We start from the raw sequence: 14644 nt of genomic DNA on the forward strand, positions 1-14644 counted from the left end.
CGACGCTCAGCCGCCCGCCATGCTGTTCATGATCGGGAACAACTGGCGGACCAGTCGGATCGCCGACGGACCGACCAGCACGGCCATCAGCGTCGGAAAAATAAAAAACATCAGAGGAAACAGCAGCTTTAGTGCGATCTTGGCAGCCTGCTCTTCGGCACGCAAGCGCCGTTTGGTGCGCAGGTTGTCGGTATAAACACGGAGCGAATCGCCCACGCTGGTGCCGAAGCGCTCCGCCTGGATCAGCATGGCGGCGAGCGTGTCGATATCCTCGACGCCCGTGCGCAACGACAGGTTGCGCAGCGCCTTGTCGCGCCCCGAACCGGCGCGCAATTCGAGCAGCACCATTTCGAACTCGTCCTTCAGCGCGAGGCTTCTCACGCCGATTTCCTGGGTGACCCGCATCATCGCCGCGTCGAGGCCGAGGCCCGCTTCCACACAGACGGTCATCAGGTCGAGCGCGTCAGGTAAGTCCTCGAACAGCGTGCGCTGACGGCGCCCGATCATCCGGTTCAGCAACAGGTTCGGCAGATAGAAGCCGAGCGCCGACGCCACCAGCACCGCCATCAGCAACAGCATGCGCTGGTCGGCTTCGAATACATTACCGAGAGAAAGTAATGCGATCGCGGGCAGCACGAGTGCCAATACCGTCTTGGCCGCGAAGTAGATCGCCGGCGCGGAAGGGTTGCGAATGCCCGCATTCGCGAAGCGCAGACGCAATGCCGACTTGTCCCAATCGTCTTTCGGCAGCGACAGCCGGGCGACGCGTTCCGAGACCTTCGTGACGGTTTCGACCCAGTTCTTTGGCGTACCGGAACCGGCCTCGCCGTCGAGGTCGATACCGCCCGTCGAGCCCAACTGCCCGAGCCCTTCGATGCGGCGTTGCACCGGATCGGGCCGCAGCAGCGTCATCGCCTTCAGCGCCGCGCCGAACACGATCAGGAACATCACCCCGAGCAAAACGATCTGTTCTGTTTTCATGGTCTGCGGGCCGGGCCCGCGCTCCTCGTGATGAAAGCCGTGGTCTAGATGTGAATCCGGACGATCTTGCGCATCCAGAGAATGCCGAACAGCATCATCGCCAGCGACACGCCGGCGATCTGCATGCCGGCCGGGTCTTTCCAGAACACGGTGATGTAGCCCGGATTGAGCACCGACAGGAGCCCGATGATGACGAACGGCAGCGCGCCGAGTATCCAGGCCGACAGGCGCCCTTCCGCCGACAGCACCCTGACTTTGCCGAGCAGCTTCATCCGTTCGCGAATGATCCCGCTGATACAGCCGAGAATCTCCGCCAGGTTGCCGCCCGCTTCGCGCTGGATCAGCACGGCGATCACGAAGTAGCGCAAATCCTCGACCGGCACGCGGCCCACCATATTCAGCAGTGCGTCGTTCAGCGACACGCCGTAGTTGATCTCGTCGAACACCAGCGCGAACTCGCCGCCAAGCGGGTCGGGCAGTTCGTCGCCGACCATCCCGAGCGCGGCCGGAAACGAATGCCCGGCGCGCAGCGCGCGGGAAATCAGATCCGCGGCATCGGGCAACTGGCGTTCGAGTTGCAGCACCCGTTTGGCGCGCTTGCGGCGCAGAATCAGCGCGGGCAGCAGGCTCATCACCAGCGCCGCGCCAACAATCACGAGCGCGGGCAAACCGGTCAGCCACGCGATGAAAACACCGACGAACGCGCACAGCAGCGTATAGACGACAAAACGCGCCACCGACCACTTCAACCCCGACTGCTGCAATTGCCGATCGAGCACACGAACGCGCGGAATGCGTAGCAACAGCCGCGTGACGAACGGCGACTCGCTCAGCAGACGCTGCTTGAGAATCGACATCGATTCGTTGCTGACGTTGCCCGCCGCCGAGAGCGCGCGCAGCCGCTCGTCCATGCGTTTGACGGCCGGCCCGTGATGGCTGCTCCAGAACAGATAGACACCCTCGATCAGTAGCACGACCGCGAGAAACGCGAGTACCGCGAAGGCGATAAACGATGTGTTCATGTCACGCTCCCCCAACCCGTTTGAACGCTGCGCCGCTCATACTTCTAAACGCCGCGACGGATCGAACATCTGATCGGGCAGCGCGATGCCGAAGCTCGCCAGCCGCTCGCTGAAAATCGGCCGCACGCCGGTCGCGCCGAAATAGCCCTTGATCATGCCGTTCTCGTCGACGCCGGTCCGCTTGAACGTGAAGATTTCCTGCATGTTGATGACGTCGCCTTCCATGCCGGTGATTTCCTGAATGCTCATCAGCTTGCGGCGGCCGTCGGTCAGACGCGAGGCCTGCACCACCACCGTGATCGCCGAGGCGATCTGCTGACGGATCGCCTTGATCGGCATCGTCAGGCCGGCCATGCCGACCATGTTCTCCAGACGCGTCAGCGCGTCGCGCGGCGTGTTCGCGTGCAGCGTCGCCATCGAGCCTTCGTGACCGGTGTTCATGGCGTGCAGCATGTCGAGCGCTTCGGCACCGCGCACTTCGCCGAGCACGATCCGGTCGGGCCGCATCCGCAGCGCGTTGCGCACCAGCGAGCGCTGCGAGATTTCACCCTTGCCTTCAATATTCGGCGGCCGCGTTTCGAGGCGCAGCACGTGTTGCTGGCGCATCTGCAATTCGGCTGCGTCTTCGATCGTGACGACCCGTTCATCTTCCGGAATGAAGCCGGACAGCAGATTGAGCAAGGTGGTCTTGCCGCTGCCCGTGCCGCCGGAAATCAGCACGTTCAGCTTGGCCTTGATCAGCGCTTCGAGCAGTTGCGCCATGGCAGGCGTGAAGCTCTGGTTGTTGACCATGTCGGTGACCGTGAGCGGATTCACCGCGAAGCGGCGAATCGACACCAGCGGGCCATCGATCGCGGAGGGCGGAATGATCGCGTTGACGCGCGAGCCGTCGGGCAAACGCGCGTCGACCATCGGCGTGGATTCGTCGATCCGGCGGCCGACCCGCGACACGATCCGCTCGATGATCTTCATCAGATGCGCGTCGTCGTAGAACGTCACGTCGGTGTGTTCGAGGCGGCCGCGCCGTTCCACGTACACGTGCTGCGACGTGTTGACCAGAATGTCGGAGATGGTCGGATCGTTGAGCAGGGGTTCGAGCGGACCGAGGCCGACCATTTCGTCGTGCACGTCCTGCGCGAGACGGCGGCGCTCGAGTTCGTTCATCGGAATCTTGTCTTCGTCGACGATCCGTTCCACCAGTTGCGCGAGTTCGCGCTTGATCTGTTCGGGCGACAGGCGTTGCAGCTTGTCGAGTTCCACCCGGTCGATGATCGCCTGGTGGATGTTCATCTTGAGTTCCTGATACGCGCGCCGTGCCGCCAGGCTTTCAGCCGCGACACCGGCCGCGGCCGCGCCGTCGGCGGCGTCGAACGGCATGCTGCCGTTCTGCATCATCAACTGTTCGCGCAATGACATGGTGCTCTCCGCTTGGTTTTATCGGGCCGCCGGCTTGAACCGCTCAGTGCCGCTCAGTGTCCAGTCTTCAGGCGCGGCGCCGCATTCGGCCGGCCCTGCAGCAGACGGCTAAATACGCTCTTGCGCGGCCCCGCCGGTAATGGCGGCCACAGCAGGTCGGCCAGTTGCACGATGCCTTGTGCCAGCGCCCCGCCCTTCGCGGCCGTGACGAGCGGCACGCCGTGATTGAGCGCTTCGGTGGCCTGCTTTTCGTCGCGCGGCAGGTGATGCGCGATCTTCGCGCCGAAGGTTTCTTCGAGCGTCGTCAGGTTGATGCGCGCGTTCTTCTCGTACTGGTTGACGATCAGTTTCACCTTGCTCGCCGCATAGCCCAGCTCGCGGAAAATATCCAGCATGCGGCGCCCCGCGTGCAGATACAGCACGTTCTGCCGCACGATCATGCAGATCGAGTCGCTGTGATCGAGCGAGTGGATCGCGAGCGGATTGATGTTCTGGCCGACGTCGATCAGCACCGCGTCGTATTGCTCACGCACCAGCGTCAGAATCCGCTCCAGATGCGTGGCGCGCAGTTCGCCCGATTTCACCGGATCGCCGGCACCGGCCAGCACGTCGAGATTCGGATGCACATGCATCACGCAGGCTTCGAAGAACGCGGCGTCGAGCCGGTCGATCTGCGAGCAGAGGTCGGCGAGCGTGGCGGGCGGCGTTTTGTCGGCCACCAGCAGGCTGGCGTCGGCGAACTGCTGGTTCAGATCGATCAGCAGCACGCGCTTGTCGCGCTGCGCGGCCAGCGCATAGGCAAGGTTCACCGCGATCAGCGTGGTGCCGCTACCGCCCTTGCAGGACGTGAACGACACGACCCGGCCTTCGCGGCGCATGCCGGCGTGTTTTTTGGCCGACACATGCGCGAGCGCGTCGGCGAATTCAGCCTCGTCGAGCGGCCAGGACAGCACGTGGCGCACGCCGACGCGCATTGCCGCCATCAGCAGCGTGGTGGACGGCGACGGCGTCACCAGCATGCAGTGCAGATGCGGCGTGTGGGACAGCGCTTCTTCGACGCCGCTCAGGTCGCGCGGCGTCAGGTCAGCGTCGTCGACGATCAACAGATCGGCGCTGCGGATCGCCGCGGCGTGGACCCGCAACTGTTTCGCGGTGCCGTGCAGCGTGCGCAGACGGAACGCCATGCCGCTCGCTTCGAGACGCGCCGCGATGCGTGGCGCGCGTTCGGCGCTGGACGAAATCAGAAGGGTGTCGATCATGGTGTGTCTCCAGGCTTGAATCCGGACCGCCGCGCGCAAGCGCTTCAGTAGCTGCTCGACGAGCCGACGCCGATCGTGAAACTGTTGGTCGGCGCGGCCGGCGCCGTGAACGATTTGACGTAGCTCTTCTGCGCCGATACCGCCGCCGCGCCGTCGATCCCCGCCACCGGATCGGTGTTGGCCGAGCCTTCCGGATTAAGCGTCTGCATTTCGCGGATCTGCCGGACCGAGTCGCCGAAGGTTGCATCCCAGTGCGGCGTGGAGGTCATGCAACCGGCCAGCGCGGCGCAGAATCCCGCGCACAGCGCGGCCCGGATCAGTGTGTGGATGGATGTCATGTCGATCTCCAGTGGGTCGCGCATCAATGGACGGCGGGGGCGTCGTGGCTGTCGGGCGTGGGCGGAATCACCGCCACGTCGGCCGCCGAGGACTGAGCCGGCGCGGGTACGGGTGTCGGCGTCGGAATCTGCGCCGGCGCCATCGCCGGTGCGGTTCCCGGTGCCGGGGCCGGCATGGGCGCCGGTGCCGAGCCATCCGCGCCGGGTGCCGCGCGCTTCGTGCCTTCCATGTGGCCGGTCAGGTACACGTTCGTTTCGCCCGCGTCGCCGAAATGATCGGTAGGCAGCGGATAGTGCTGCGGCAGCGGTTTCGCGAGGCGCGGCGTCACGACGAACACCAGTTCGGTCTTGTCCTGCTCGTAGTTCGTGCTGCGGAACAGCGCGCCGAGCACCGGCAGTTCGCCGACGCCGGGCAAGCCCTTCAGCGTGCCGGTCACGTTGCTCTTCATCAGGCCGCCGATCGCGAAGCTCTGACCGTCGTACACCTGCAGCGTGGTCGAGGCGCGCCGTGTGGTGATCAGCGGCAGGATCGTCGTCGAATTCGAGTTGCCGGCACTCACCACCACACCGGTAGACGACAGTTCCGACACTTCCGGCGACACCTTCAGATTGATGCGGCCGCCTTCGAGCACGGTCGGCGTAAAGGTCAGGCCGACGCCGTATTGCTCTTCCTGCAGCACGATGGTCGTGCCGCCTGTGCCGTTGCTTTGCGGCACCGGAATATAGACTTTGCCGCCGGCCAGGAAACTCGCTTCCTGACCGCTGATCGCCATCAGGTTCGGCTCGGCAAGGATCTTCACGAGCTGATCGGTTTTCTGCGCGTCGATGGTCAAACCGAGCGGCGAGTTATTCGCTTTCGACGCGGTCAGCGCGCCGAGGCCACCCGACAGGAAGTTCGCCAGCAGCCCGAAGCTCCAGCTGCCGATGCCGCCGTTCAGATTGGCCTGCACGCCGAGTTGATCGATCAGCGTCTTCGAGACTTCCGCGACTTTCACTTCGAGCATGACCTGCTGCGGCGCGGCCACTTGCATCATGTTGATGATGCGTTCGCCGCTCCCGCCGCCAAGCGACGGCGTCGGCACACCGAGCGCGCGCGGCGCGGCGCCCACCGGCAGCGGACCGCTGCCCATCGGCGCGCCGCTTTGCAGCGCGGCCGTCGGCCGGGCCACGAAGGCGCGCGCCAGTTCCATCACGCGTTCGGCCTTGACCGCGTCGGTGACGGTGCCGGTCAGCACCAGCGTGTCGGCAGCGGCCTTCACCTGAATGCCGGTTTCCTCGGGCATCAGCGTGGCGAGTGTGTGTTGCAGACCGCCCGGATCGGCGCCGACGCTCACGTCGATGATCGTGCAGGAGCCGCTGCGGCCTTGCACGATCATGTTGGTGGTGCCGACGTCCGAGCCAAGCAGATAAAGCGTTTGGGGCGAGACGAGCATGGCCTGCACGATCGACGGATTGCCGACGGTGCGCGAACGTACCGGCTCGCGGATGTCGACCATCGCCGACTTGCCGACCGGAATCGTCACTTCGGTATGGTCGGCGATCGGGCCGCTGCAATTCGGTCCGCGGCTGGCTTGCTGCATGCCGCGTGAGGAAGCGCCGCCACTCATGCCGCTGGCGGCGATGGTCAGATGCACGGTGCCGTTCGGGGCCACCGTGATCGGCGTGCCCGGCAAACCCGGCACGTCCTGAGCGCTGGCCTGGGCCACCGGCAGCATCGCCAGAGACAGCCCGAGCAGCACGCAGGTGCAGGCGTCGGCGATCCGGGTACGGCTGCGTGGTGCAAGCGAATTCGCTTCGCGCGGGCCGAGCGGGTGCTGCGGCGCGCAAGCGCGCTGTGTCGTTCTGGCGTTCATGTCCTACCCCCGTTGAGTGCCGTTTTTTACGCGCTGCCGGTCGAACTCAGTCGCGCATCGGTCACGGCTTGCAGGCTCGAGCCTGTCAAAAACATTCTTGTCTTGCGTCGGCGCCGTCGAGTACTCGCACGCAATTGCCCGGTGCACGCAGCGCCACTTTGCGCACGATCCGCACCGGCTTCGGTTCGGACGCCGCCACGGCCACGACCGGCGTCTTCAGCAGCGTGGCTTTGGTCGCGCCGGCGGTGTCGATCGCCTGCGGATCGATCTGGTTGCGCAACACCAGTGAAAGCGTGCCGATGCTGCGCGCCAGATCGATTTTCTCGGCCTGTTCCGGCGACACTTCGAGCGTCACCGCGTCGACCACTTTCGGTTTGGTTTCGTCGCGGCCCACTTGCTGGGCGACCGCGAGCACGAGAATCTTTTCGAGCACGATCTTCGAGATGTTCTGGTCGTGCTGACCGGCGCCGGTGCTGCCGTCTTTCTGCGTATTGACGATGATGTCGACGTAATTGCCCGGCAGCGCGAAGCCCGCCACGCCGATCACGTCGTTCACCCGCACCGTGATGGCGCGCTGGCCTTCGCCGATCACCGCCGAGAGGCCGCCGAGCGTGCCGACCGGAGTCAGCTTCGCGTCGACCACCGGCTCGCCGTGCAGCAGGCTGTCTTTCAGCACGCGGCCGTCGAGCTTCTGAATGTCGGTGTAGGCGCCAGGCGGCACGCTATTGGACGGCCAGTCGGTGAGCTTCAGGAAGTCCGGTCCGATCCGCTGACCGAGATTGATATCCGTTGCGGCCACCACGACTTTGGTGGTGGCGGTCGACGACTGCGAGACCATCCAGCGCGAGGCGAACACCACTGCGGTGAGCCCGGCCAGCGTCGCGATCAGCAACATCGTTACAGCGCGCGCGTTTTTCATTTTCAACCCCCGAATTGTTGTCCCACCTGGCACGCGTCACACGCTGGCGAACAACACGAGCGCGCTGCCTATTGCTATGGCCACTCCGTACGGCATGGTCCCCATCGCACTACTACCGGCGACGCTGCCAGTGCGCCGCGCCGCGCCGTTTCCCGGCGTCGTGCAACTGACCAGCAACGCGGCTACCCCGCTCAGCCCGGCGCGCATCTGGCGCCGCCGGATCATGATCACCAACGACCCGATGCCACCCACCGCACAGGTCACCAAACCAATTTCGAGTGCGCCGTAAGCGCCGCAGAAGGCGCCGATCGCGGCCATCAGCTTCACGTCGCCGGCACCCATCAGCCGCATCGCGTAGCCGGGCAGGAAGATCGCACCGCCCGCCAGCATGCCGCCGAGCCACATCACCATCGCATCGACACCGCCGTGCGTGAACCATTGCACCGGGATCGCCACGAGCAAACCTGTCGCCACCAGCCAGTTAGGAATCCGGCGTGTCTGGATGTCCCACACTGCTGCCAGCATCACCAACGTCATCACGCACGGACCCACCGGAAAAGGAACGCCGTTCATCGCCTGCTCCGTTCTTAGGATCGAGTTGCCTGTGTGTTCCGCCGTCGCCGCGTTCGGCGCGGGGCCGTCGCCACCCTGTCTCGAAGGACCGTCGGGACAGGGTGAGCGATCGGGCTTGCGCCGCCTGAGGCGGCTTGAATCAAGGGGCGACCACGCCGGCGAGCGCCGTTTCCACGTAAGTGAACACGCTGTTCAGCTTGGTGCCGAGCAACGTGACCGTCGTAATGATTGCCACTGCGATCAGCCCTGCCAGCAGGCCGTATTCGATCGCTGCCACACCGTCTTCTTCGCGCAGAAATTGCTGGATCGTCTTGTTCATGCTAACCCCCGTAAGAGTGAAAGTTGACTACGGTTTCTGCCCCTGCGGCTGCCTGAAAACAGGCTCGCCGAAGCGGCGTTCAGGTCCGTCCATCGGACGGAAAAAAGTGGCGGGGTCAGCGCTTCACGTCATCACGATCACGAGTGGCCGATATCGCGTATCGATCGCCGGTGTCGTTGTTCGTTGACATCCGTTTTTCGTTGGCCCCGCCGCACCTCGTAAAACGCGTTGAATTCCCCGAACGCGACTTACGAAGACTGTTGCTGCTGCCGGTTTTTTTTCTGCCTGTAGCGTGTGATGCCTGTTTGCTGCTTTTCTGCTTCCCGGCTGCAGCGTGTTTCGCTTTGTGATCGACTTATTGCAACGGCTGTGCCATGAGGCCTCGAAGCCTTGCTGGGCAACGATGTGCGATCTGGCACGCGGAATCGGAGGAGGGCCGCGACGAGCGATGCGTCGAAATTGAGACGTGGTTTGGCGGCTGGAAACGCGCTTTGAGGAGATGCCTGGCGCATAAATCAGGCGGCCGAAAAACCGTCGGCGCGTTGACTGGCAAGGGTTTGACGAATATTCCGGTCAAAACTGCTTGATCTGGATACGACAAAGTAGCTTTTACCCGACGTGGACCGGGATGTCGCAAAGATGAGACGCGGGAACGCCGGCGCAAGGCGCTGTGGCCGCCTTGCGCGCGGCAACGGGCTGCTTCGCTATGTGCGGTGCCACGCATTGCGCGATGGACCGGGGCTTAATAAACTGCCGCGCGTGCCGATGGGCCGCACGGGATCGAGGTGTGATGGAAAATTTTTTTGCGCGATGCGAGCAGGCCAGGCAAGGCACGCGGACGACGTCCGATCTTGCGCATCGCGTTGCAGGCTGCGCGTCTTGACGAAAACAACGGCTGTTGCGCGCGCCGCGCTAGAACGCGCGGGCGATAAAAAGATCACGTGCGGTAGTTGAGCCAGCGTTTGAAATCCGCCCGAGGCGCTTTGTGTCCGGCTTAGTTCAAAGCTGCATGCGTATCAGCTACGAGCAAGCGCACCTCGACGGCAGGGACGGGCCGACCGCGGCACTTTGAGCGTCGGCGGCGGCGCCATGAGCCGCCTTTACCTCGCCTCAGCGACCTGCTTCAGGCCCCCGCTTCGGCCAGCACCGGCGCATGCCGCTGATCCGCAGCCCAACCCGTCGACAATGTCCGCGCCCCACCCTGTCCCAGCCGGAACACCGAGGTCGCCTGCTTGAGGTTGGCCGCCTGTTCTTCCAGCGACTGCGCGGCGGCCGCGGCTTCCTCGACCAGCGCGGCGTTCTGCTGCGTGACCTCGTCCATCTGCGAGACGGCCTGATTGACCTGCTCGATCCCGCGGCTCTGCTCTTCCGAAGCCGCCGCGATCTCGTTCACGATATCGGAGACGCGCTTGATCGCCTGCTTGACCTGCCCCATCGTTTCGCCGACACCGGCCGCCTGGCGCGTACCGCCGTCGATAATCGCGACCGACGACGTGATCAGTTCCTTGATCTCCTTCGCCGCCGAAGCCGAACGCTGCGCGAGGCTGCGCACTTCGCTCGCGACCACCGCGAAACCGCGTCCCTGTTCGCCGGCGCGCGCCGCTTCCACCGCCGCGTTGAGCGCGAGAATATTGGTCTGGAAAGCAATGCCTTCGATCACGCCAGTGATCTCCGAAATCTTGCTCGAACTGCCGCTGATCTGTTCGATCGTGCCGACCATCGCGCGCACCGCGTCGTCGCCCGAATCGGCGAGACCGGTCGCGCCGGTGGCGAGGCTGCTCGCCTGACGCGCGTTGTCGGCGTTCTGCTTCACCGTCTCGGTGAGTTGCGTCATGCTCGCGGCGGTTTCCTCGAGCGAGGCGGCCTGTTCTTCCGTGCGTGCCGACAGATCCATATTGCCGGCCGCGATTTCGCGCGAAGCGACCGTCACCGATTCCGTCGACGTCTGGATACCGCGTACCGTTTGGGTAATCTGCCGATCCATCGTATCGAGCGCTTGCAGCAGTTGACCGAACTCGCCTTTCACATCCAGCACGATGCGGTTGTCCAGATTGCCGGCGGCGATCTCATTGGCCACACCGATCGCGCGATTGAGCGGCCCTCCGATCGCGCGCAGCAGAAACATCGACGCCGCGACCATCACCGCGAGTCCGGCGACCACCAGCCCGATCGCGATCATCAACGCGGTGTTCGCGGTCGATTCACTGTCGGTGTTGAACTGTTTGGCCTGATCGACGTTGATCTTCAGATCGTCGCCGACCAGCGCAAGCAGCGTGTCGGACAACGCCGCCTGATCGTTCACCACCTTGGTGGCGCCGTCGTAATTGCCGGCTGACAGCAGGTCGGTTGCCTGGTCGGTGAGCTGCTTGAGTTGCGGCAACGCGTCCCGGATCTTGTCGGTGACGGCTCTCTCGTCGGCGGCGCTGACGCGAGCCGGATAGTAGTCGGACCACGCGCTGTTCATGCCGTCGATGTCGGCATGAATGCCGTCGAGCGTCTGTTTCGTCATGGCAGGATCGTGAAACACCTGAATGCGTCGCAGCTTCAGGCGAACCCGCAACTGGGCCTCGCGGACGTTCCCCAGATCCAGAATCGGCACGGTCACGCCCGAATATGAATCCGCCACGTTCGACTTCAACTTCGAAATCGCCGACAGGCTAAAAATACTGATCGCCGCCATCAGGACGAAGCAAACCCCCATCGCCAGCAGAATTTTGAAGCGGATCGTTTGGAAAAAACCATTCATGTGAAGTCCCCTTTGGGCGGCGCGTTGAACTCCTTAACGGCATGGCGCCATGCATCTTGAGTGGAAGACTTCCATATTTTCCACTTTGCAAGCTAATAAAAAGGGATTGTTGGCAGATCGAAGGGAACCGGCGGCGAACCGGTCACTGCGCCAGAAAGGTCTGTCTACCGGGCGATAGACGAAAAAAATGCCGGCAGGGGCCGGCATGCAAGTCCTTCGTAGTCGGGGTACCCCGAAGGCGTTGAATCGGTTGATTCAATTTAGAGTGTATCACCAAGTTTCATATTTTCCATATTGCTCAGGTTTACCGGGTTCTTGTCGATAGCCTGAGAATCGCCTATCGTGGCAGGCACCTAAAATTCATACCAATATGGACGATCCCATCATCACCACCCGCGCGGCGGCCAAGTTGCTTGGCGTGTCGATCCGCACCGCGCAGGTGTGGATCGAACAGAACGCGATCGAGTCGTGGAAAACGCCCGGCGGCCACCGGCGCGTGCGACGCAGCGCCGTGACTGAACTGATGGGACGGCTCAAGCCGCAAACCGCGCAACCTTCCACGTTTGCCGTGATTCATGCGTCCGAGCATCGGCTCGGCCACTATTGCGACGTGCTCGCGGCCACGCCGGAATGCGCGGTGGTGGCCGACAGCGACGCTTATGCCGCGTTGCTGTCGATCGGCGTGCTGATGCCGTCGATCGTCATTGTCGAACTCAACCGGATGGACCGCGACCGCCTGACGATGATCCGGCGCATCGGTCAGCATCCGGCGCTCGGCCACACGCAGTTGCTGGTGATCAGCCCGCTCGGCGCGGCGCATCTCGCGGCGGAAACGGAACTCGGCGAACGGCTGCATGTGCTGGGCGCGGAGTGGACTGAAGCGGAGTTGCAGACGCGCGTGCGGGATCTGCTCAGTCAGGTGGACGAGGCAGCGCGGCAGCCGGTGACGGTGGACGGTGCGCCGGACATGCCGGTGCCGGCCAACGAAGCGCGACGGCTCCAGGCCGTTGCCGCCGCGGGCTTGCTCGACACGCCGGAAGAAGACGCGTTCGACGAGATCACGCAGCTCGCCGCGCAACTGTTCGACGCGCCGATCGCGTTGCTCACGCTGCTGACGCCGGAGCGCCAGGTGTTCAAGTCGCACTTTGGGCTCGAACGCACGGAGACGCCTCGGTCGTGGGCATTCTGCAATTTCACGATTCTCGAGAACGACGTGCTGGTCGTCGAAGACACGGCAATCGACGCCCGTTTCGCGCGGAATCCTTTCGTGATCGACGAGCCGCATATCCGCTTCTATGCGGGGACGCCGGTGCGGGACGTGCAAGGCTATCTGCTCGGTTCGCTGTGCGTGTTCGACCGCGTGCCGAGACAATTCAACGCTACGCAGAAGGCCAAACTCTCGACGCTCGGCTCACTCGCTTCGGATCGGATCAATTTGCGGATCCGGGAGCGGCAGTTGCGCTGGGCGCAGAACAAGACGCATTGAATGCGTCAGGTAAGGACGCGTCCGTGTAGGTCATTCGCGTGGCCGTGTCGTGGTCGCGTTGCGCTACGTTCACCGCCGCGCTACGGCAGCCTCTTTATCGTTGCCGCTGACCGCGCGCAACACGTCGGTATAGCTCGTATAGAGATTGCCACGCGGCAGCAACTGCGCGGCCGATAGTTGCGCATGCACCTTGCCGAGGTGATAAAACGGCATGCGCACGTACAGGTGATGTTCGATGTGATAGTGAATGCCGTGCGGCCCGAACAGAAAAGTCTGCCATGACGGCGTGACAATCGTTCTGGCGTTGAGACTCTGATCGTCGTCGGCTGGCAAACCCGCATGTTCGAGAATCGCTCTGATGCGTCCCATCAGCGGCAGCAATGTGATCGCGGGAAGCAGCCACAAGCCCACATAAAACCACGGATGCTCGCACAGCGCGAGCACCGCGAACAGCAAGCCATTGGTCGCCAGTATCGTGACCACTTCCCATAGGATATAAGCCGGCGACTTCGCCGCCTTCGGCAATATCTCGCGAAAATCGCCGCGCACAATACGCCACGCACCGACGAAGTACGACACGCCGCACACATCGGCGAGCAGACGCGTAACCAGGCGCGCGCGCGACACCGGGTAATCGGCGATGCCGAACACGGCGGCCACCGGGTCGTCATCCCGCATCGGCGCGAGATGATGTTTGATATGTCCGGCGCGATAACTCGCAAGCGACAGAAACAACGGGCCGGCCGCGCACACCTGACCGAGCGCGTCGTTCAGGCGCCGGTTGCGCAGCAGCGTGCCGTGCGCGCTTTCATGCATCATCACCGCCAGCGCGAGTTGCGTGCGCGCGATCACCACCGCCGCCACCACGTAGCTCAGTGGATGAGGCCAGCACGCCGCGAGCGCCAGGCATGCCGCGATCAATACCCAGTCCGCGACCAGCGCGAAAAGCGCGCGCCACGGTTTCAGCACGAAGAGTCCGGCGTCCGGCGCGAAGCGGCTCAACGCGGCGTTGGCGCCAGCACGGGACGACTGCGTCGTCTGCGGCACGGCCGTAAGAGAACCATCGGCCACGTTATGCATTGCCGCGTACCCCGACTGCCGTCCGCCACTTCGCCACCACCCCACCGCAAAGCAAAGACAACAGCGCACCGCCCGCCACGTCGACCAGCGTGTGCTGCTTGATCGTCAACGTCGACAGACAGATCAACATGCCTATTCCTGCCGCGAGCCATCTGATGCGCGTACTCCAGAGCATCCGGCAAGCAAGGCAGGTCATGGCGACGTGCAGACTCGGAAAGCCGTTCGTGGGCAGATCGAGTCCCCACAAACGGCTGATCCGCTGCCGCAGAAATAGATTCTCGATCAAGGTCGGATCGGGCCGCGGCACGGTTTCGGTGAACAGCATGAAACACACGATTCCGGCGACGAACGCAAGCGATGCCGCCGACTTGAACAGCCGGAAGTCCTCCGCCGACGCATAGGCCGACGCGGTCAACACGAACGGAAAGAACAGCACATAGACGCACCAGGACCACGGCAGAAACGGAATCGAATCGTCCGCGAACGTGACGAAGTGATAACGCGGCGTGACGAAGCGTTCGGCCGCGACAAAAATGACCAAGCCCAACACCATGCCGAGCGACGCGACGAGCGCTTGCCGATAATCCGGTCGCCCCATCGCGCGATGCATGCCGGGATGAGCGCTAGTGAGCCCATGATTTCGCATCATGCA

The 14644-nt window shown here is 63.7% G+C and carries 13 protein-coding genes; 1 reads left to right on the forward strand and 12 read right to left on the reverse strand.

What is annotated here, in order from left to right; all coding sequences use genetic code 11:
• Positions 1-6 precede the first annotated feature (6 nt).
• The 10 genes from GGD40_RS23990 to GGD40_RS24035 all read right to left on the reverse strand — a co-directional run bounded on the left by GGD40_RS23990 (position 7) and on the right by GGD40_RS24035 (position 11426).
• A complete protein-coding gene (locus tag GGD40_RS23990) occupies positions 7-981 on the reverse strand; it encodes a type II secretion system F family protein (protein WP_179745332.1) in 975 nt (324 codons plus the stop codon).
• Positions 982-1025: 44 nt separating this feature from the next.
• Entirely contained in the window at positions 1026-2003 is a 978-nt protein-coding gene (locus GGD40_RS23995; protein WP_179712440.1) for a type II secretion system F family protein, read from the reverse strand.
• A 36-nt stretch (positions 2004-2039) separates the two neighbouring features.
• Complete coding sequence (locus GGD40_RS24000; RefSeq protein WP_179712438.1) at positions 2040-3419, reverse strand: CpaF family protein; 1380 nt, start codon at positions 3417-3419, stop codon at positions 2040-2042.
• A gap of 53 nt (positions 3420-3472) precedes the next feature.
• On the reverse strand, positions 3473-4678 hold the full coding sequence (locus tag GGD40_RS24005; RefSeq protein WP_179712436.1) for an AAA family ATPase: 1206 nt from the start codon (positions 4676-4678) through the stop codon (positions 3473-3475).
• Between the two features lie 44 nt (positions 4679-4722).
• Positions 4723-5016 (reverse strand): hypothetical protein, encoded by a 294-nt coding sequence (locus GGD40_RS24010; RefSeq protein ID WP_179712434.1) that lies wholly within the window; start codon positions 5014-5016, stop codon positions 4723-4725.
• Positions 5017-5039: 23 nt separating this feature from the next.
• Complete coding sequence (locus GGD40_RS24015) at positions 5040-6869, reverse strand: type II and III secretion system protein family protein (protein WP_179712432.1); 1830 nt, start codon at positions 6867-6869, stop codon at positions 5040-5042.
• A gap of 85 nt (positions 6870-6954) precedes the next feature.
• Positions 6955-7788, reverse strand: a complete 834-nt coding sequence (cpaB, locus tag GGD40_RS24020) for a Flp pilus assembly protein CpaB (RefSeq protein ID WP_179712430.1) — start codon at positions 7786-7788, stop codon at positions 6955-6957.
• A 36-nt stretch (positions 7789-7824) separates the two neighbouring features.
• Entirely contained in the window at positions 7825-8361 is a 537-nt protein-coding gene (locus GGD40_RS24025) for an A24 family peptidase (protein WP_179745333.1), read from the reverse strand.
• Between the two features lie 139 nt (positions 8362-8500).
• On the reverse strand, positions 8501-8680 hold the full coding sequence (locus GGD40_RS24030; RefSeq protein ID WP_179712426.1) for a Flp family type IVb pilin: 180 nt from the start codon (positions 8678-8680) through the stop codon (positions 8501-8503).
• A gap of 1123 nt (positions 8681-9803) precedes the next feature.
• On the reverse strand, positions 9804-11426 hold the full coding sequence (locus GGD40_RS24035) for a methyl-accepting chemotaxis protein (protein WP_179745334.1): 1623 nt from the start codon (positions 11424-11426) through the stop codon (positions 9804-9806).
• Between the two features lie 370 nt (positions 11427-11796).
• Here GGD40_RS24035 and GGD40_RS24040 point away from each other — a divergent pair, with 370 nt between their 5' ends.
• A complete protein-coding gene (locus GGD40_RS24040; protein ID WP_179745335.1) occupies positions 11797-12912 on the forward strand; it encodes a GAF domain-containing protein in 1116 nt (371 codons plus the stop codon).
• 69 nt (positions 12913-12981) lie between these two features.
• On the opposite strand, the gene GGD40_RS24045 is transcribed toward GGD40_RS24040, so the two are convergent.
• Both GGD40_RS24045 and GGD40_RS24050 read right to left on the reverse strand, forming a co-directional pair.
• Positions 12982-13992 (reverse strand): fatty acid desaturase family protein, encoded by a 1011-nt coding sequence (locus tag GGD40_RS24045; protein ID WP_179745336.1) that lies wholly within the window; start codon positions 13990-13992, stop codon positions 12982-12984.
• Positions 13985-14641, reverse strand: a complete 657-nt coding sequence (locus tag GGD40_RS24050) for a phosphatase PAP2 family protein (protein ID WP_257030566.1) — start codon at positions 14639-14641, stop codon at positions 13985-13987. Before GGD40_RS24050 ends, GGD40_RS24045 begins: the two co-directional genes overlap by 8 nt.
• Positions 14642-14644: the final 3 nt, after the last annotated feature.

The organism is Paraburkholderia bryophila, from assembly GCF_013409255.1.
Taxonomy (GTDB): Bacteria; Pseudomonadota; Gammaproteobacteria; order Burkholderiales; family Burkholderiaceae; genus Paraburkholderia.